At 41.2% G+C, this 19,288-nt stretch carries 16 protein-coding genes; 12 read left to right on the forward strand and 4 right to left on the reverse strand.

The window, feature by feature from the left end; all coding sequences use genetic code 11:
* Window positions 1-21: 21 nt before the first annotated feature.
* The 4 genes from KK060_RS15030 (at window position 22) to KK060_RS15045 (ending at window position 4,521) form a co-directional block, all read left to right on the forward strand.
* Window positions 22-1,779: a RagB/SusD family nutrient uptake outer membrane protein gene (locus tag KK060_RS15030; RefSeq protein ID WP_254154578.1), complete on the forward strand. Its 1,758-nt coding sequence runs from the start codon at window positions 22-24 to the stop codon at window positions 1,777-1,779.
* 16 nt (window positions 1,780-1,795) lie between these two features.
* Window positions 1,796-3,418: a hypothetical protein gene (locus KK060_RS15035; protein WP_254154579.1), complete on the forward strand. Its 1,623-nt coding sequence runs from the start codon at window positions 1,796-1,798 to the stop codon at window positions 3,416-3,418.
* A 121-nt stretch (window positions 3,419-3,539) separates the two neighbouring features.
* On the forward strand, window positions 3,540-4,343 hold the full coding sequence (locus KK060_RS15040; protein ID WP_254154580.1) for an endonuclease/exonuclease/phosphatase family protein: 804 nt from the start codon (window positions 3,540-3,542) through the stop codon (window positions 4,341-4,343).
* A 31-nt stretch (window positions 4,344-4,374) separates the two neighbouring features.
* Entirely contained in the window at window positions 4,375-4,521 is a 147-nt protein-coding gene (locus tag KK060_RS15045; RefSeq protein ID WP_254154581.1) for a hypothetical protein, read from the forward strand.
* 173 nt (window positions 4,522-4,694) lie between these two features.
* On the opposite strand, the gene KK060_RS15050 is transcribed toward KK060_RS15045, so the two are convergent.
* A complete protein-coding gene (locus KK060_RS15050) occupies window positions 4,695-5,267 on the reverse strand; it encodes a hypothetical protein (protein WP_254154582.1) in 573 nt (190 codons plus the stop codon).
* 1,051 nt (window positions 5,268-6,318) lie between these two features.
* Here KK060_RS15050 and KK060_RS15055 point away from each other — a divergent pair.
* The 7 genes from KK060_RS15055 (at window position 6,319) to KK060_RS15085 (ending at window position 13,627) form a co-directional block, all read left to right on the forward strand.
* Window positions 6,319-6,696, forward strand: coding sequence for a MerC domain-containing protein (locus tag KK060_RS15055; protein ID WP_254154583.1), 378 nt, complete (start codon window positions 6,319-6,321; stop codon window positions 6,694-6,696).
* The gene (locus tag KK060_RS15060; protein WP_254154584.1) at window positions 6,693-7,127 is read left to right on the forward strand and encodes a hypothetical protein; all 435 of its coding nucleotides are present in this window, start codon (window positions 6,693-6,695) and stop codon (window positions 7,125-7,127) included. The genes KK060_RS15055 and KK060_RS15060 overlap by 4 nt, the downstream gene beginning before the upstream one ends.
* Before the next feature lie 126 nt (window positions 7,128-7,253).
* The gene (locus KK060_RS15065) at window positions 7,254-7,949 is read left to right on the forward strand and encodes an ABC transporter ATP-binding protein (RefSeq protein WP_254154585.1); all 696 of its coding nucleotides are present in this window, start codon (window positions 7,254-7,256) and stop codon (window positions 7,947-7,949) included.
* Window positions 7,950-7,962: 13 nt separating this feature from the next.
* Window positions 7,963-10,467: a TonB-dependent receptor gene (locus KK060_RS15070; RefSeq protein ID WP_254154586.1), complete on the forward strand. Its 2,505-nt coding sequence runs from the start codon at window positions 7,963-7,965 to the stop codon at window positions 10,465-10,467.
* 4 nt (window positions 10,468-10,471) lie between these two features.
* Window positions 10,472-11,917: an ABC transporter permease gene (locus tag KK060_RS15075; RefSeq protein WP_254154587.1), complete on the forward strand. Its 1,446-nt coding sequence runs from the start codon at window positions 10,472-10,474 to the stop codon at window positions 11,915-11,917.
* Between the two features lie 2 nt (window positions 11,918-11,919).
* Window positions 11,920-13,269, forward strand: a complete 1,350-nt coding sequence (locus KK060_RS15080) for a DUF3526 domain-containing protein (protein ID WP_254154588.1) — start codon at window positions 11,920-11,922, stop codon at window positions 13,267-13,269.
* Window positions 13,270-13,387: 118 nt separating this feature from the next.
* Complete coding sequence (locus tag KK060_RS15085) at window positions 13,388-13,627, forward strand: hypothetical protein (protein ID WP_254154589.1); 240 nt, start codon at window positions 13,388-13,390, stop codon at window positions 13,625-13,627.
* Between the two features lie 23 nt (window positions 13,628-13,650).
* Here the strand turns inward: KK060_RS15085 and KK060_RS15090 are convergent, their stop codons facing one another.
* Together KK060_RS15090 and KK060_RS15095 are read right to left on the reverse strand one after the other, a co-directional pair.
* The gene (locus tag KK060_RS15090; RefSeq protein ID WP_254154590.1) at window positions 13,651-14,280 is read right to left on the reverse strand and encodes a response regulator; all 630 of its coding nucleotides are present in this window, start codon (window positions 14,278-14,280) and stop codon (window positions 13,651-13,653) included.
* 3 nt (window positions 14,281-14,283) lie between these two features.
* The gene (locus KK060_RS15095; RefSeq protein WP_254154591.1) at window positions 14,284-16,275 is read right to left on the reverse strand and encodes a tetratricopeptide repeat-containing sensor histidine kinase; all 1,992 of its coding nucleotides are present in this window, start codon (window positions 16,273-16,275) and stop codon (window positions 14,284-14,286) included.
* Between the two features lie 295 nt (window positions 16,276-16,570).
* Between KK060_RS15095 and KK060_RS15100 the strand changes: the two genes are divergently transcribed.
* Window positions 16,571-18,586: a tetratricopeptide repeat-containing sensor histidine kinase gene (locus KK060_RS15100; RefSeq protein ID WP_254154592.1), complete on the forward strand. Its 2,016-nt coding sequence runs from the start codon at window positions 16,571-16,573 to the stop codon at window positions 18,584-18,586.
* Here KK060_RS15100 and KK060_RS15105 read toward each other — a convergent pair.
* Window positions 18,583-19,218: a response regulator gene (locus KK060_RS15105; protein WP_254154593.1), complete on the reverse strand. Its 636-nt coding sequence runs from the start codon at window positions 19,216-19,218 to the stop codon at window positions 18,583-18,585. The genes KK060_RS15100 and KK060_RS15105 overlap by 4 nt on opposite strands.
* Between the last annotated feature and the right edge of the window lie 70 nt (window positions 19,219-19,288).

Raw genomic sequence — 19,288 nt, forward strand, 5'->3', positions numbered from 1 at the left:
ACCTAACATGATTTTTTTTTTATGAAAAATATTAATAGCGCTATACTTATAGCTGCCTCCGCTTTAGTTGCAATGTCGTGTAACGATGATTTCCTGGAAAGGTATCCTACAGCATCAGCTTCACCTCCTACATTCTTTAAGACGGAAAGTGATTTTAGAACCTACACGAATCTCTTCTATTCGTATTTACCCGGAGATGCGGCAATTTATGGGGAGTCGGCAGACAACATTGTTAAATCATCTGTAGATAGGGAGATCGCCGGCACTCGATTAGTCCCCACAACAGATTCTAAGTGGGATTGGAGGCCGCTGCGAAGCATTAACTTTTTACTGAACAGTGAAAACGTAAAGAACTACAAGGATGCCGCCATCAGAGATAAATATGTTGGGCTTGCCAGATTTTTCAGGGCCTACTTTTATTTCGAGAAAGTGAAAATTTATGGTGATGTTCCGTGGTACAACGTAGTGATTGAACCAACAGATGAGGCGAACTTATATAAGCCACGTGATCCTCGTACATTAATAATGGACTCTGTATTAGCAGATATTAATTTTGCTATAGATCATTTGGATGCTGCTAAAGATGTTGAGCGCGTTACAAAGTGGACAGCACTTGCTTTAAAATCCCGCATATGTTTGTACGAGGGAACATGGAGAAAATATCACACGGAATTTAATCTTCCTGACGCAGATAGATTTTTGAATGAATGTGTTGCTGCCTCTGAAGCACTCATGAATGATGGCCCATACCAGGTTTATACAAAAACAACAGGGCCGTCAGGTAAGCCTTACCAGGATTTGTTTGCAACACTTAAACTCGACCCCGTCGCCGATGAAGTTATTCTTGGTCGTCGTTATTCGGGTGACCTGGGACTAAAACACGGCCTTCAATTTTACATTACTTCAAGAACACAAGGAAAACCAGGGCTTGAGAAAAGACTGGTAAACAGTTACCTCATGGCCGATGGTTCACGGTTCACCGATATACCACGATACGACACCTTGCAGTTTTATGATGAGGTACAAAACAGAGATCCGCGCCTCGCGCAGACAATTCGCACCCCGGGCTACACAAGAATAGGCGAGAAAACTCCTGTTGCCCCTGACTTCGAAGCCACCATGACGGGTTACCAGCCTATTAAATGGATGAACGCCGTTACCTATGATGGCAACAACCAGTCAATTCAGGATCTCCTGCTTTTTAGATTCGGAGAAGTATTGCTCAATTATGCGGAGGCAAAAGCAGAGCTTGGCATTCTTACTCAGGCAGATATCGACAAATCGATCAGATTATTGAGAGACCGCGTAGGTATGCCAAACCTTGATGTTGCTGAAGCCAATGCTTTGCCTGATCCTTATCTCATGGCAATGTATCAAAACGTTAAAGGAGACAACGTTGGTGTTATTCTCGAAATAAGGAGAGAACGCCGCATTGAGCTTGTCATGGAAAACGGGCTGCGATGGGAAGATTTGATGAGATGGAAAGAAGGTCATCTGCTAACAGCCACATTCCAGGGAATGTATTTTCCTCGGCCAGGACTTTATGACCTCGATAAAAATGGTACCATGGATGTAGAGGTATATAGCGGTAGCAAACCTCCTGCTAAAGGACCATACCAAATACCTGCAAGTGATCTTTCGAACGGTACAAAAGGAAACATTTTAACCAACAAGAATATCATCAAAACATTTAATGAACTGCGTGATTACTTGTGGCCATTGCCTGTTGAAGACAGAACTTTGAATCCTAACCTGGAGCAGAACCCTTACTGGAATTAAAACAAGAATTTATATTATGAAACTCATCAGACATCTAATAGAACATATTTTCTTTTCCTTGATATTATGGATAACCCTATCAGGCTGCCAGGAAGATGAGAAAGGCCCCGAAGCACCAATCATTACCATAAGCGAGGAGTTTAAGCATGTAGACAATTTTAGTGTAGGAGAAGAGATAAGGATTGGTGTAAACGTAAAATCATCTATTGGGGTGAGAAGGCTTGCATATTACTTCGTTACAAGGACAGCCAACGGAACTTCATCGGGTACCCCTGTTACTATTGATAAAGTAGATTTTCCACTAGAGATAAACGAAGAAATAGTGTTTAAAGTAGCACCGGATCTTGTAGAGCTTGTCATTATTTCTTTTGACCGGAAAAACAATAATTCAGAGATTCACTTCACCCCGGCAAACATCAGAACAGTACCGGTGCTCACATTTAAAGACAATGTTAAGTACCGCGAGACTGTCTTTGAAAACAAAGTGTTAAACGTTGAAGGCCTTGTTACATCTGAATTCGATTTATCTGCCGTTACTTATCAAACTATTGTTAATGGTACAGCTTCCGAAGAAAAAGCCATAGCTCTTGCAGATAAAAAACAAGTACCTTTTGTCGTTAATGTACTAATCTCTAAGGGTCTTACTGGTATCATTATTAAAGCGGAAAATATCTATAAGGGAATAGCAGCAGATACATTCAGGATAGCGACCGTTGTAGGTGATGGCGTTAACATTACTTTAGAAGGGGGCAAGACAACCATTCCAATTGCTTATGTTAATTCAGAAAACACACTGAATGGAACAGTGTCCTCAGGTTCCCCTATGTCTAGCCTCACATATGCAATTAAAGCAAACGGCGTGTATGGAACAGAAGTGCCTATAACAATAGGTAACCCTAATGATGAATTTTCTTTTGTGATCAGCTTCGCTCCTGATAAAACCATCGAAGCCATTCGTATTTCCGGACAAAACGGGAGTGGCAAAACAAAAGTGTCAGAGTTTGTTGTTGAAAAAGTGTATACAAAACTTCTTCACTTCGCGGATGTAAAGCTTACCTCAGCTGTTGGCTCCGGGTTGAATAACTGGTTTTCAGCCTATCGTGCGCCACATGTTTTCGATGTAGCAAATGCTGCGGCCAATGACGTAATGATGGACTTTGCGCTGATAAAGTTTAATGCTACCAACTTTTACATTATGGCCCCGTCTGTGTTTGCAGCAGGTGCAGACTACAAAAATGCTACCGCTCCTTATATGACGAGCTTCTCTAAAGCTCCCTATACTATGATAACAGTAAACAGGAATGCAATTGCCCAGGACGCCTTCAATAGCCTTGAATGGGACGGGCAGATGATGGAATTCCTCGATACCAAGGTGAGGGGTCCTGTTGCGTCTGGTGGAGAAAATTATAATTTCTATGGCACCAACCGCCGTTTTAATAATAGTTTAAAGCCCGGTGCAGGGTTTATTATCGGATGGGGACAATTTGATCCAACACAGAATAAAGCTTTTGGTATCGTCATGGTCAAAGAGTTTAATGTAACAAACGGCGTCGCTACTGCTACATTGGAAATCAAGGTGCCAGCAGAAGACAACCGAACGAAGTATAATCCTGTTTCCATTTTGGATTACGAACCATAAAGCTTTATAGTATGTCAATACCTTCCTTAAAGCCTTCGCTCTTAGGAAGGTTTTGTTTATTAATGATCAACTTTAAAATAGTAACGTGTTTTCGTTATACAATAAACATTCATTAGCGCAAATGATAAGTACTTTCATTCCATCATTCTTCCTTTGGTTGGTAACAGCATGCAGCTCAGCGGAGAACCAAAGCCCACAACCAAAAAATCCTCCGCTTAACATAATGACCTACAATATTCATCATGGTAATCCGCCATCCCGCGAGAAGGGATTTATCGACCTGAGCGCCATTGCACAGACCATTCGTAAATCAGGAGCGCATCTTGTTGCCTTGCAGGAGCTGGACAGCGTCACTATCAGGTCAGGTAAAACCTTTCAGCTTAAAATATTGGCGGATATGCTGGGCATGCACTATTACTTTGGTAAAGCCATTTCATACGAGGGCGGTGCTTACGGCGTGGGCATTCTATCGAAGTATCCGATTACGCAAGCGTCAACCACATTGCTTCCTAAAACCGAGGGCTTTAAAGGTGAAGACCGAGCCCTCGCATTGGTTAAGGTAACACTGCCGGGCAATAGGCAGGTCTATTTTGGAAGCACACACCTTGATGTTAGCTTGGAGGAAAACCGGCTTCTGCAGTGCAGCGAGATAGTATCAGTAGCTGAGCACCTCGATGCTCCTGTTATAGTAGGGGGTGACTTTAATTCCACGGATGAGAAGGCGCCAATGCAGGAGTTACTGAAGTATTTCAACGATGCGAGCACATTAAAGGCGCCTACGATACCTGTTGTAAAACCTACCAGAAGAATTGACTACATTGTGTATTCTCATAAGGATGATTTCGAAGTGCTGAAAGAGGAAGTTATGACAGACGACAACTACGGGTCAGACCACCTCGCGTTTTGGGTAAGGCTTAGATACTAGTTGCTAGAACACACCAAATAATTAAAACGTCATGTCTTTGAAGCTAACACCAACGGGCGTTGCTCCCGTTGGTAAAAGTAACGTGAAGAAAATACAAGGCGCGTTAAAACGAACACAATTTATCTCTACTGCTGCGCACGCCTGCGCGTGTGCCAATACTACTACGAGTAAAGTCTAACAACGCCCCAAGATACTGACGTATTTTTACCTCATCCACGTCATTAGTCACTATTTCCACTGCTGGCGCACGCCTGTGGCTTGTGCCAATATTACTACTAGTAATGATACTGGAGTATTTTATCTCATCCGCATCAGGAGTCACTATTTCCCAGAATTCTGATACACGTTAAATCATAAGCATCCATCTGCAATTACATCCATTATTTCCCTGCTTAAAACATTCCCCGCCTCATCTTGTACAACTACCTTAATTTTACTGATCATATCCTTCTGTGTTGTAAACACATAATGCCAGCGTTGAATATCCTTTACAGTATCCCCTTCCTCTACAATTACATCATCTTGTCCTAATGCAACTACCTTTATCATCTTTATTCGAAAGTCTTTCTTTGTAGCACTCACCTTTATAGCCAAAGAAGAATCTTCCGTAACAACATCTACTTCTTCAATAGTTGGCTTCCGCATATAATCAGAGAGCGCAGCTGTATAAGCATTCGGGAGATTCAGCTCCTTAGCCATGTTCCAGTAATAGGCCTTCTTCTCCGCAATCAGCATCATAGCCTTTGCATAGGCCGAAGCCTTCTTAAACCGATCGCGGTTCTCCCGTTGCAGCGCACTTTCTTTCGTAGTCGGCTTCGCCCTCCGGGCTACAATGGTTTTGCCCCTTAGTTGCTTAAAAACGAATTTCCGTCCAAATTTTCCGCTCAATCCTTCAGTAAGATCATTTTCCCTTACATGTGCCATAGTAGTTTTTGGGAAAGATAAACCGGGCTTTGACAAATAGTGTCAAAATCATTTCCAATCAGCGTCGAACATCAAGAAGCATGGCGAGTGCAGAACGAGTGCAACACGAGTGGAGAATGCTTAACATCATGGTAGAGCACTTAAACATAAAAAGCAACACCATGCCGATTCCTGGTACTTATTCCCAACTCCTATTATTTAGTTAATTACTTGATGCAATAATGTTGCATTTATCGAAGAATCACTCTAGATTAGCACCTGATTTTAAACATGTATATCAGAATCACATCCAAAAAGATAAAGCGTTGCGTCCTCAGGGTGTTTACGTTGCTTTTGTTGATTCTTTATCTTTCCGCCTCATCTCAGGTTCAATTGATTCACTTATTCGCTCATAATCATAAGGCCTTGATTTCACATTCAGATGAGCAGGAAAAAGATCCTTGTCATCGCTTGCTTTATCACAATGATACAGAACAAGGTTGTGACCACGGTTCTCACTTAATTATTTCTGATAAATGCCAAATGTGTGATCATGCTCACCCGAATGATCAAATGTTTTCATTGAATTTAACCTTCGCCTTAACGAACTGTTTGTTTGCATATTTTGACTTTTATAAGTCTAATTGTGATAGCTATTGGGCCGTCATATCTTCTTCACGAGCACCTCCCGTTCTCGCTTAATTTATCTTAAGCCCGGAGGTTTTTGCCTATAAGCTTTCAAACTTCCCTTTGCCATAACGGTAGTATTCTTCACTTGTCGAATTTCTTATTCCATGTTAAATGGAGCAATTACGCTATTACTGGCTTTGTATTCTTACGCTGCCAATCACAGGCATTGTGTCTGAGTTTTCCATAAGAAAAAACTCATTAATAACGGGGATAACCATTTGCCACGTGTGGTCATTCTCATCAACCTGAGGTGAAGCCGGGTCAAAGTATAAAGTTAAGCATTAACCGAACCTGACACTGCTACTTCATCATCACAGCAGGCAAAACGGTATTGCTATTGAATTAATATAAACGTTTACTAAAAGTGGTAAAAAACAATAGAATGATTTCAAGGTCATATCTTTTAGATAAGACCGGAATGTGGGCTTCTGCATTGTGTGCTATCCATTGTATGGCAGTTCCCATAGTTGTGTCCATGTCTGCATTTACTGGGTGGGCTTATTTACATAACGATAGCATTGAGACCGCAGTATTGATGCTGAGTGGTTTGATCGCCGTTGCATCGCTCGTTCCTTCATATGTAAAACATCACAGAAAGCTTTTACCGATTATCATTTTGTCTTTTGGATTTATTCTTATTGGGGTAAGTCGGTTGTCTCTTGATGTTAATGAACCTGTCTTTGCTTCTTCTGGCGCAGGGTTAGTGGTGATAGCGCACTTTTTAAACATTCGCTTCTGTAAAAAATCACATACATCATGAACATTCTGTTTGCAATTATGCTCGCAATAGGTGTAACAAAACAACCACCCTCAAATGGATGGGATATTTTCGCGAAAGTGAAGTTTACACCGCAACTGGTCAAGGACGTCAATGAATACTTTCTGATTCCTTTTTTTGATTCGCGTATCAGGTTCTACGAAGGGAAAGAGCTAACACTCGAAGGCTACTACATTCCAATGGATCTTGAAGGAAGATATACCATCGTCCTGTCAAAGAGTCCGTATGCACAATGTTTCTTCTGCGGAGGTGCCGGGCCTGAATCTATATCCGAGATTATTTTTGCTTCAAAGCCTCCAAAATTTAAAGCCGATCAGATTATTAAAGTGAGTGGCACGCTTAAACTAAATGATAAAGACATCAATCACCTAAACTTCATTTTAGAAAATGCTACCCTTAAAAGCATTCAGTAAATGAGTGTGCCGAGTGTTGATAGGGAGCGCACTTTCAGCTTAATATATAAGTACAATAATCCTTTGTGTAAAAGGATTGAGTCCAATATGTAAATGAGCCAAAGAAATTATTAAAACATAAATATCATGCTTCAAGCAAAAAACCTTACAAAAGAATTTAATGGAAGAAAGGCTTTGGACAACCTGAATCTTTCTGTCCGCAAAGGCGAGATCTATTGTCTGCTCGGCCAAAACGGAGCTGGCAAAACAACAACAATCAATATCTTTCTTGGGTTTCTTGATGCGACTAGTGGCGAAGCTTTAATCAATGGAAGTGAAGTGAAAACCAATAGAGCAGCAACAAATAGAATGATTGCCTATATACCTGAAGTTGTTCAATTGTATGGAAATCTTTCCGGCATAGAGAACCTTGACTTCTTTAGTCGATTGGCGGGCTTCTCATATTCCGAGGCAGAACTAAGAGTCTTTCTAACAAAATCAGGTTTGCAGGAAGAAGCGCAGACAAGGCGTTTATCAACTTATTCAAAGGGAATGCGGCAAAAGGTAGGGATCGCAATAGCATTGTCAAAAAAAGCAGATGTAATTTTCATGGACGAGCCTACATCCGGACTTGATCCAAAGGCTACAGCCGAGTTCACCGAGCTCTGCAAAGCCTTTGTCGCGGAAGGTAAATCAATTTTCATGGCAACACATGACATCTTTAATGCTGTAAATGTCGGAACGCGCATTGGGATTATGCGTGAGGGTGTACTTGTTCACGAGCTTACCACCCACGACATCAACGCTAATCAGCTTCAACAACTTTATCTGGAGACTATTTAAAATATTCAGTAGGATGAAAAGATTATTACTTATATCAATTCTGCTCTTCGTAATGACGTGCTCCTCAGGATGGGCACAAATTGTTGTGACAGGTAGAGTTATAAATCAGTCTCAGGCAGCTGTGACAGGGGCCTCTGTCACTATCAAAAGTGGCAGCAATGCAAATGGAGGCACAACAGATGAAAGTGGAATTTTTAAAATTGAACTTCGGGCACTAGGTATTTATGACGTCGAGATCAGCTCCGTTGGATATGATCCTTACATTCGCTCATATACGTTTAATGAAATAAAAATCTATAACCTCGGATCCACTGTTCTGACAGAATACACACAGGAATTGCAGACGGTGGAAGTAGTAGGAAGGATCGATCGGGATTACCACAGTGACTATTCGTTTTCAGCAACGAAGTCTGGTATCAAAAACAAAGAACTGCCTCAATCCCTGTCTACCATTACGAAAGAATTGATTTCAGACAGACAAGCCTTTCAATTGGCAGATGCAGTAAAAATTGTAAGTGGTGTGTCGCCATCCAGCTTCTATAATCAATACAATATTAGAGGAATCAGTCAGAACGAAGAGGGCCAGATCATTAATGGCATGCGTACACGCCAATATTATTTCCTTCAACCCATCACCTCAAACATTGAACGAATCGAAGTGTTGAAAGGTCCCGCTTCAGTAACCTTCTCAAGTGTCGACCCGGGTGGAAGCATCAACATGGTTACCAAGAAGCCTTTGGCTACCGAACGCAGGGAAGTAAGCATGGGGGTTGGTAGCTTTAGTACTATGCGTGCAACACTTGATTTTACTGGACCTTTGAATGAATCGAAAACTTTGCTTTACAGAATTAACGGTGGGCTACAGGAAGGAAGGTCTTTTCGGGACCTCGTAAAAAACAATGCAGTTCTTGTCTCCCCATCCATAAGCTATATTCCCAGTGACAAAACTGCAATCAACGCAGAGATGATTTATAGTAATAGCACAGGTACGCTGGATCGTGGCCAGCCCATATTTGGTGCAATTGCCGGTGCCACAGATCTTAACAGTACTCCAATCAGCTTAAATCTTGGTGCTGCAAATGACTTTTTCAAATCCAAAGAGATGATCATTATGACCAGCGTAGCACATCAGTTTTCGTCAAAGATTGGGTTCAATACAACGTATATGAAACAAACCTGGACCGAAAATCTTCAGGAGCATCGTACGACTAATGCTTTCGCAGTTGATATTAATAACGAACCCGTAACAAATCTTGCCGCAATGCAGTTTGTGCAGCGTCAGCAATACTGGAACACCGATAACCTGACAGCGTACTTAAACTTTGATTTTAATACTGGCAACGTGAGACATAAACTGTTGACCGGATATGATTTGAGTAGGTGGCATAAGACAAAGGGTGGCGGACAGAACGCTGCAAGAGGATTTCTGCTGAATGATGGGACCGTTGCCAGTTCATTCATTCCTGCGAATGCATCCAACTATCAAACAATAACAATTGACGGAAGAACGCTGCCTAAGCCGAACGTGAATCATTTCAACCTCAGTAATCCTTCTTACACAATTCGTAATGTAGATGATTACACCATGAACTCGCGCACCGCCGTTCCATCTGCAATGACAAGCACAAATGCAGTATATATTCAGGAGCAAGTTAAAATTGGAAAATGGTCTGCGTTGCTGAGTTTAAGAAATGAATGGTTTGAGGACATAACAAACTACAAAGCTCCTTCTGAGGCATCATTTGATAACACCGCGCTGATTCCGCGAATAGGAGTAACGTACGAGATTGTTAAACAAGTTCACGTTTATGCTACTTACCTGGAGGGCTACCAGCCACAGTCCAACACTGTGTCATTGATGCCTAGCACAGGCGCATTTTTCTGGGATCCAAATTCGCCAGCACGTTTTAAACCATTGATCAGTGACCTGAAGGAACTGGGGGCAAAATCTGAGTTGCTTGGCGGAAGAATAATCATGACATTGGCTGCATACGAGATCAATCAAAAAAATATTCTCATCAATGCAAATCTTCCGGCATTTCCTGATTCACTTGTGCAACGTGGAGCAGACAGAAGCCGTGGAATTGAATGGGAACTCTCAGGTTATATTACTCCTGACCTTCAGATCAATGCTTCCTACAGCTTTATAGACGCCAGAATTGTTGAAGACAGCAACGAGATTTTGAATGGCAGGCGAAAAGAAAATACCCCCACTCACAGTGGTAATATCTGGATGCGTTACAATTTTTCGCAGTCAACCCTTCACGACTTAGGTGTGGGAGTGGGGATGCAATACAACGGGAGTAAGGTTCCATGGTTTTCTCGCTCGTTTGAAGTTCCCGGGTATACCATAATGGATGTTGCACTGTACTACACGCCGTCGAAGGCCCACATGCAACTCGCACTCAATATCAACAATGTGTTTGATACAACATATTGGATAGGAGCGCAGAATTACCTGCGTCTTTTCCCTGGTGCGCCACGAAACTTCATGCTTACTGCCACTTATAAATTCTAAGTTGATGAATCAGATTATTGTATTATTGATCGCCAGGAACTTTGTTAAAAACACGTTCCATTCAAAAGCAATCTATGGAATATTGGTTGTGCTCATGCTGACGGTAGCTTATGCAGCATATACGGGTTGGAAAACCTTTAAAGATCAGAATCGAATGAGAGAACAATTCCAGTCAAAAGCACGGGAAAGCTGGGAGAACAATCCCGATAAGCATCCGCATAGGATGGCACACTTTGGATCTTTTGCATTCAGAATCAAACACCCGCTGAGTGTCTTTGATTTCGGTCTTGAAAGCTTCACAGGAAATGCAGTTTACCTGGAAGCACACAAACAGAACACAATAAATTTTTCAGAGGCAAGTCTCTCTACTGGATTGTTACGGTTTGGAGAAATTAGCATGGCGATGTTACTTCAGATCATCCTGCCACTGGTGGTTATATTTCTTGGTTTCAGTGCAGTCTCTTCTGACCGTGAAAACGGTACACTCAAAATTATCCTGACACAAGGCGGGGGTTGGAAGGAAATATTAATTGCAAAGTCGTTAGGCTTGTTTGCCGTTGTGTGTTTGGTACTTGTGCCTGTAATGCTGATTACATTTGCGTTGTTAATGGAGTCGAGCGCGTCCATTAACGTCGAATGCCTGGGCCGCTATGCTGGCTTGCTTGTCGTTTATCATGTATTTATAGCTGTGGTTTGCATTACTACCGTTGTTGTGTCTGCAACAAGTTCATCTTCAAAAAATGCACTTATGGTTCTCCTTGGAGTCTGGCTGCTTCTGGCCGTTATCCTTCCAAGAACCACTCAAGCTGTTGGAAGCTATTTTTTTCCAACGCCTTCTAAGATTGAATTTGAAACTGCCATTGAAGAAGATGTTCTTAGGGAGGGAGACAGCCACAACCCGAGTGATCCACGTTACAAGCACCTGAAGGACTCTGTGCTTCAGGCCCATCATGTAGAGTCGGTAGAAGAACTTCCTTTTAACTACAGCGGATTTGTTATGCGGGAAGGAGAAAAAATTAGCACGAATATTTATAATGATCATTTAAAAAAATTGTTGAACGTCTATGAAAAGCAAAACAGTCTTACAAAATTCTCTTCGTTCATCAACCCACTCACTGCTGTCCGGAACCTCTCTATGGCGCTTTCCGGAACTGATTTTGAATCATACAAAGTATTCCAGGATGAATCTGAAGCATATCGTTACCAGCTCGCGCAGAAAATGAATGAACTGCAGATGAAATTCATTAGTAATAAAAAACTTGGCCCAAGTGATAAACCGTACGTCATTGATAGGCATCATTGGAAAGAAGTGCCGGACTTTAAACCTAGCTTTGTCTCAATCGGTACTTCCCTAAAGCACGAAATCGTATCAATCATCGCGTTGTTGTTGTGGTGCGCCGGGGCATGGATTGTAACTGATCGTATCTCTAAAAAACTTAAAGCCATTTAGCCATGTACTCACTTCTTATTAAACAATTCTTGAGATCACGTATCTCAATTTTCGCCCTGATCCTCCTGTTGATCATGGGAATAGTTGCGATTATCATAGGCAGGCAATTTCTGCTAAAGCAGAAAGAAACAATATCACGCATCACAGAACATCAGCAAAAGCATATCGAACGCAATGTTGCAGCGCATGATGAAATGGGACTCCTGCTTTATTATATAAAATTCTCTTTGATTAATGCCCCAGATAAGCTCGCTGGCTTATCTATTGGCCAGCGGGATATAAATCCTGCAATTCAAAGTGTCACGATTCGAACACTGGAAGGTCAAAAGTATGATACAGATCTGGCCAATCCGGTTCATTTGCAAATTGGAAACCTTGATCTCGGCTTCGTGATCATCTACCTATTTCCACTTGTGATTATTGCGTTTACATTTAATCTCTTGTCGGAGGATGATGAGTCGGGAACCTGGAAGCTGTTGACCGTACAGTCGAGGTCGGCATTTCGATTTTTGCTAGCCAAGCTTCTCGTAAGAGCCATATTTATCTACGGTCTACTACTGATGCTAATGATAATTGCAGCTATTATACTTTCACTTCCCATGAGCACTTCGTTATTAGCTTTCTTTTTAATAAGCGTATTATATATCGCGTCCTGGTTTACGTTGTGCTTCTGGTTATCCGTGTTTAAAAAAAGTTCCCGTTTTAACGTTCTTACGTTGCTTACAATCTGGGTCCTGCTCACCATTCTTGCACCTGCTTCCATTAACAATCTCGTTTCGGTTCTTTATCCTGTCCCTGAATCATTGGGGACTATGGTAAAGCAACGTGATGCTTATCATGAAAAATGGGACATGCCCAAGGAGGTTACTATGCAGAGGTTCTACGCCCACTATCCGCAGTTTCAGAAGTATGGTATTCCGCAGGATTCGTTTGGCTGGCTTTGGTATTATGCGATGCAACAGATGGGTGATGATGAGTCACAGGTTCAGAGCATGGCTATGAAAGAGAAAATTCTTTTGCGTGAAAAAACTAGTCGAGGCATTGCTCAACTACTTCCAACGCTCCACACTCAAATGCATTTAAATGATCTTGCCGGAACTAGCCTGACTGATTATGTCACACTGCTCGATAGTGCCAGCAGTTTTCATGAAAAAATGAGAATGTTTTTCTATCCTAAAATTTTTGAAAATGCGCCGGTGGAAAGTGTAGACTGGTCGAAATTGAAGCCAGAATATTTGTCACCTGATCAGGAGATCCATTGGCTTGACATGGTAATGCCGCTCGTTATTTTTATTCTTGTTCTAGGAGGGTGGACATTCTTCCGATCATCACAACTTTATTCACTTGAATAATGCTACCTGGTTGACTTATTGTATTCATAGGCGTTGCTTTGGCGTTTCGAAAACTACTCGCAGCATGCAGTAGATTTTGAACGCCAGCAATCCTCAATCCTTAACGACATAGAAGCATATGAATGTTACAGTTGATGGACAACTTTTGGCCGGTATTGCCGACGAAAGATTTAATGAAATGAAGGCGAAGAATTTAACTCACATTTATAACCTTCATATTGGCTGCGATCCGTTCGGTCTCGTTTTGTGCAGAGACAAATGCTGTCCAGATTCATTCTTCAAATTGGCAATTGAGAATGGATTGATTCCTCTTAAAAGCTTCATCACCTTAACGATGACTTCATTGTATTCTCTTTAGTATACTCCTTGCGTGAAGGGGAATTAAATAAGGCACCTGTCCATTGCAATTTTTATAAGTACTGCAGTGTTTTTTGCTTTAAGTTTGGCCATGAGGTTTCGTCTATGGCTCTCAATCGTTAGCTGACTGACAAATAGCTTTTCAGCTATTTCAGGAGCTGTAAAACCTTCCGCAATAAATTTGAGTACCTCTTTTTCTCTTCGAGTAAGGGGTAAAACCTCATCAGCATCGTTACTACTTTGTGGTTTATATAAGGTATTACCGGCCTCTTTACTGATAAAAATATTGCCCTTGTATGCCTGACGTATGGCTTCGTGTATTTCAACAATGTCTGTGTTCTTAAGAATATAACCACGTGCACCATTTTCCATCATTTTACTTACATAGCTTCGTTGGCTAAAAGTACTTAGCGCGATGATTTTCAGATACGGATGAGTAATGAGCAGATCGGTACAAAGATCAATACCGTTTCCATCAGGTAAGTTAATGTCCATCAGAACAACATCCGCAGTGTTGCCTTCAAAGAAGCTTCTGCAGGAAACAGCATTGACGGCATGTCCTACAACTTCTATATCCTGCTCATGTTGCAACGCGGATCGAAGCCCCTCAATAATAAGACTATGATCATCAACAATAAACAAACGTATAGCCATCAATCAAATAGTAAATTCTATTATAACGGAAGTTCCCGAGCCGAGTTTCGAGTCAAAATCGATTTTACCATTCAGGTAATCTACACGGTTATAAATATTCGCCCATCCTGCACCTTTACAAGTTTTCAAGCTTGCACTATCAAATCCTTTACCGTTATCTTCAACTGTAAGGCTAATAAGGTTGCCATTCTTTATAAGCTGAACTATAACTTCTGTGGCTGCGGCATGCCTGAGGGTGTTGGTAATGAGCTCCTGCACAATCCTGTATGCGGCAATTTCTTTTGAATTGTCAAATCGTCGAAGCATATTGATGGAAATAAATTCGACCTTGAAATCCGGCGTAGTTAGATTATTACAAAAATCCTGCAGTGCTTCGTTAAGGCCGAAGCGTATAAGCGCCTCTGGCATCATGTTATGAGCAATCCTGCGGAGCTCCGATATAGAGAAATCAATCATATCAATTGACCTGGTAAAAACAGAGACATGATCGCCTGTTATTGTTACATCACCTTTTATGCTGGAGAGTGTATGTTTCACACTTGAAAGCACACTTCCAAGCCCGTCATGAATATCGCGGGCAAGACGGCTGCGTTCTTCTTCCTGACCCTTAAGAAGAGATTCAATGGCTATAAATTGGCGGTCTTTTTCCAATTCAGAAATGCGTTGTTTCTGTAGCTCGTTGTTTTTTAAAATTATTTTCTGCTTTTCGCGAATGAATAGATAACTTAGAAAGACGATACCTGATGCTCCGATAATAATTGCGATAAGTAATCTGTTGTCCTGGTTTTTTTCGCGAATCATAACATTTTGTTTTTCGCGTTGCTCTTCAAGCGCAGCTATCTTCTCTTTTTGTACAGCGGACTCATATTGCGTTTCAGCAATAAATATTTGCGCATGCTTATCCGCTTGCAGCAAGCTGTCATTGATTTGCAGATATTTACGGTAATAGAAAAAAGCTTCCTTTGGTTGATTTAATTCCTCAGTTAACTCGCTCAATGCTTTGACGGCAAGGCGTTTGGTGAAGACACAATTTATCTTATAGGACATACGCAACGCATCCAGCAAGTTTTTCTTTGCCTCTTTTTTAAGCCCTGACTTTCTTTCTGTAGTTGCTATATAATATTTTTCCTCTGCCAGAGGTGAGTATGCATGTACTTCATCATAATAAGAAATCGCCTTTTCACTTTCTTCTATAGAAGTCTGTAGCATACCTTGCAATTGAAGCTTAGCAGCGCGTATACTGTAATAATGGCCAAGGCAGTACAATTCCTTCAGTGCTGATGATAAGGCGTAGGACTTGTCATTATAGTAGTCGAGTTTTTTGTAATCTACTGGTTTAAAACCTAATTCGGCTCTGGCGCGATAGCTATATGCATATGCCATTGCCCTTTTGTTATTAATGCGTTCCGCAACTTCAACTGCTTTACTTGTGTAAAACCTGTTCTTGTCGGAGACTTCAAATAACGCGTATGTGATCGCAATGTTGCAATATAGAAAAACAAGCGTGGGATGGTTGGATTGCTTCTTTTCGAAATAACGAAGGGCTTCAAGATAATTAGTAATGGCTGATGAAAGGTTTACTTTTCCAAGATAAGTATCGCCAATATTCATCGTAATAGAAGCTTTTAAAAACTCAGCAAAACGATCATTATCAGAAGTAAGAAGCGCTAAACCCATGTAGAAGTAACGAAGCGCTATATCGTGTTTGTAATTGTGTTCTTGTAAAACGCCAGCGGCCCGATAAGCCATTGCCTTTAAACGGGGATCTTTAACGTTATCTCCCAGCAAGAGTGCTTCATTACAGTATTTCCTTGCCTTTGCGGTATCGGTATTCGTGTTCAGGAACAGTAGTTGCGTTAAGATCATCATTCGAGCCGAATCGGTATTGTGCTCGTTTAACTTACGTTCCAGTTCGTTAATGTCAATAGGTTGAGATGAACAGTATGTAACCCTAGCAACGTATAGGATTGCAAATAAAAGGAGATAGGATTTCATTAATTTCCGGAATTTACCTCATGAGAACAGTTAGCTATTTGTAAATGCGAAATGGATAATAAGTCATTGGTAATTTCCCTAAAATGAATGAATAGATCATTATCCAACCGATGAATTACTGATTTTATACTGAAAAATACTGGTTTTATGGGATATGATAGATTGTCAGATTGTACGAAAGTGTTCGAACCTATTGATCTGTAGTTTTTTTAACTTTAGCCAGATTTTTAAATGTAAGATACTTTTGGAACCCATTTGCAAAGTATTCGTATAATGCTTTTCTAACCCCCTTGCTATGGTTCGAACCCTGCTGCTTCTATTCATCTTTCTTCATGGCGGAAAAACAGTTGGGAAGCATGTAAATGGCCTTATTCCTCCACCGTTCCTTTTCATGGGTTCTGAGGTAGGAGATACGCTACAGGTAAAGTTCCTATTGGATGCTGCAAAGGTTAAAACGGATAATGGCGAGCTTGATTCAGCCAGATATTATTTTTTAAAGGCAGGAACACTAGCAAAACGGCTTCATTTCAATTCGGGCTACTTTAAATACGCGGGTGCATATGCGCATTTTCTATATCGTCAGCTTCAGTTTAAAGAAGCGCTTAGGGTCAGTGAAGAGCACTTGCAATATGCAATGGAAGTTGGCAACAAAGCCATGGTAGCCAATGCTTATAATAATATTGGTGTACAATGTCATGCGCTGGGTGATCTCGACCGCTCTGCGGAAAATTATATTCTTGCAATTAAAGCTTCTGAATCCTTAAGTGACAATAAAAATATTCACAAGTACTACAGTAACCTCGCCTCCATCTTTCTGGATTTGAAAGACAAAAAGAAGTGTCTCTATTATGCCAGGAAAGGGTATGAAACTGCGCAGCTATTAAAAGATACAGCACGCATTGGTAACAGTCTTGTAAACTTGTCGTGTAGCGAAATTCTTAATGAACAGTTTGATGATGCTAAGGCACACCTTAACCAATTAATTAGTATTGCTTATAAAGGTAAGAATATGCCTTTGGTAATGGATGGGTATATTAATTTAGGAGAAGTTGCCTTACTTCAGCAAGAATATGAGCTGGCGCTGGAATGGAATAAGAAGGCACTGTCACTGATGGATGACAACTCACCGCCGGACTATGCCATCTATATTTACGATGGGTTAGCGAAGTCTTATGAAAAGCTTGGACAATTTGAGAAAGCAGAAGCGTGTTTTGAAAAGAGTTTACGTCAAGCGGAGTCAGCAAATTTCACAATGAATGAGTTAAAGGAACTTTACCTTTTTGGTGCTAATTTAAAAGAAAAGCTTAAGAAACCTTATGCAGCTCTTGTGCTACGTAAGAAGTATGATGTTCTGAAAGATTCCATTCTGAATGAAACTACTCAGTCACGGGTACATGAGATGGAGTTAAAATATCAGACTACATTGAAGGAAAAAACGCTAGCGCAGCAGAAGCTTTTGATTGCGCGGCATGAATACGAAATTCAGCGGAAAAATAAGTGGATCATTCTGTCAGTGTCAGGATTATTTTTTATTTGCTCCGGTGGCTTAATCATCTTCTTATTTTACAGACATCGGGCGAGGATCGTGCATGCCAGTAAACGTGCAATGCTTTTGCAAGCACAGATTAATGGCGAAGAACAAGAACGAACAAGGCAGGCGAGGGAACTGCATGACGGAGTAGTAGGGATTTTGTCTGCGGCGAAGATGCACCTTAGTCTTCTCAAGCCTTGCCAGAACGATGAAGAGAATAAAAAACTTTACGAGAAAGCGTTATCCCTTATTACAGATGCAGGCATTGAAGTACGAAATATCTCTCACAACCTGGCGCCGGAAATCCTGCTTCAGGAAGGTTTCGAAAATGCGATCCGTGATTTCTGCAGGCGTGTTAGCCATTCGGCCCTTCGCATTAATTTCTATGCCGTCACCACGATTCCAAAGCTTTCACCTCCCCTGGAGCTGCTCATCTATAGGATAGTGCAGGAATCAGTGAATAATATTATTAAACATGCCCAAGCCACTTTTGGGATTGTACAGGTGGGAATGGACAATGGTTGTCTTAGCCTTACTATTGAGGATGATGGAAAAGGATTTGATGTAAAGAATATTCAATTTAAAGGATTAGGCATTCAGAATCTTATTGCCCGCATTGAATCAGTGGGAGGTACCTATGAGCTTTCATCGGCATATGGAAAGGGTACCACGATACATCTTATTTGCGATGTAAGGCGTTACCTTACTGAATCTTCAATACAACCTGTAGAAGCGAAGGCCCAATCGGGCATTTCTGGCCCGGAGGTAATAATAGCCTAGATCAGATTGTGCTCCATAGCGATTTTTATCAGCGAGGCAACATTTTTAGCCTTTAGTTTCGTCATAATATTTCGACGATGACTTTCTACAGTAAGTTGACTCAAGCAAAGTTTTTCTGCTATTTCTGGTGCGGTTAATCCCTCTGCAACTAGTTTAAGGACATCTGTCTCTCTACGTGTAAGTAGCGGTAAAGTTTTATTCTCACTGATATCTACCTGATACAGGTTGTCGCCTGCTTCTTTGCTCAGAAAAATGTGTCCCTTATAGACCTGCCTTACTGCCTCTCTGATCTCATCAATTTCTGTATTCTTCAAAATATAGCCCCGCGCTCCCAGGCTCATCATTTTGCTAATATAGTTTCGTTGTGTATGGGTTGTCAGAGCAATAACTTTAACTGAAGGTCTTAATTTTAAAACTTCACTACAAAGGTCAAGGCCGCTTGCATCCGGAAGGCTGATATCCATAAGTACAACGTCGGCGCCATTCTCCTTAAAATATGAGCAGCATGTATTTCCATCTGTAGCATAACCGATCACTTCAATATCACTTTCAGCTTCAAGTGAAGCGCGCAGTCCTTCTATTATCAGCTTGTGGTCGTCCACAATAAATACCTGGATTTTATTACTCATCATTTTGCAAATAAGCAATTCGCCGAAAGAATTTCAAATGCTCTATGTAAGGTGGAAAGCTGAAAGCTTTGTA

The sequence above is a fragment of the Chryseosolibacter indicum genome, from assembly GCF_018598585.1.
GTDB classification, from domain to species: Bacteria; Bacteroidota; Bacteroidia; order Cytophagales; family Cyclobacteriaceae; genus Chryseosolibacter; species Chryseosolibacter indicus.

Bases quoted from the DNA above. Each gene is read 5' to 3' on its own strand.
- KK060_RS15030 (WP_254154578.1), top strand. From the start codon at position 22: ATGAAAAATATTAATAGCGCTATACTTATAGCTGCCTCCGCTTTAGTT.
- KK060_RS15035 (WP_254154579.1), top strand. From the start codon at position 1,796: ATGAAACTCATCAGACATCTAATAGAACATATTTTCTTTTCCTTGATA.
- KK060_RS15040 (WP_254154580.1), top strand. From the start codon at position 3,540: ATGATAAGTACTTTCATTCCATCATTCTTCCTTTGGTTGGTAACAGCA.
- KK060_RS15045 (WP_254154581.1), top strand. From the start codon at position 4,375: ATGTCTTTGAAGCTAACACCAACGGGCGTTGCTCCCGTTGGTAAAAGT.
- KK060_RS15050 (WP_254154582.1), bottom strand. From the start codon at position 5,267: ATGGCACATGTAAGGGAAAATGATCTTACTGAAGGATTGAGCGGAAAA.
- KK060_RS15055 (WP_254154583.1), top strand. From the start codon at position 6,319: ATGATTTCAAGGTCATATCTTTTAGATAAGACCGGAATGTGGGCTTCT.
- KK060_RS15060 (WP_254154584.1), top strand. From the start codon at position 6,693: ATGAACATTCTGTTTGCAATTATGCTCGCAATAGGTGTAACAAAACAA.
- KK060_RS15065 (WP_254154585.1), top strand. From the start codon at position 7,254: ATGCTTCAAGCAAAAAACCTTACAAAAGAATTTAATGGAAGAAAGGCT.
- KK060_RS15070 (WP_254154586.1), top strand. From the start codon at position 7,963: ATGAAAAGATTATTACTTATATCAATTCTGCTCTTCGTAATGACGTGC.
- KK060_RS15075 (WP_254154587.1), top strand. From the start codon at position 10,472: ATGAATCAGATTATTGTATTATTGATCGCCAGGAACTTTGTTAAAAAC.
- KK060_RS15080 (WP_254154588.1), top strand. From the start codon at position 11,920: ATGTACTCACTTCTTATTAAACAATTCTTGAGATCACGTATCTCAATT.
- KK060_RS15085 (WP_254154589.1), top strand. From the start codon at position 13,388: ATGAATGTTACAGTTGATGGACAACTTTTGGCCGGTATTGCCGACGAA.
- KK060_RS15090 (WP_254154590.1), bottom strand. From the start codon at position 14,280: ATGGCTATACGTTTGTTTATTGTTGATGATCATAGTCTTATTATTGAG.
- KK060_RS15095 (WP_254154591.1), bottom strand. From the start codon at position 16,275: ATGAAATCCTATCTCCTTTTATTTGCAATCCTATACGTTGCTAGGGTT.
- KK060_RS15100 (WP_254154592.1), top strand. From the start codon at position 16,571: ATGGTTCGAACCCTGCTGCTTCTATTCATCTTTCTTCATGGCGGAAAA.
- KK060_RS15105 (WP_254154593.1), bottom strand. From the start codon at position 19,218: ATGATGAGTAATAAAATCCAGGTATTTATTGTGGACGACCACAAGCTG.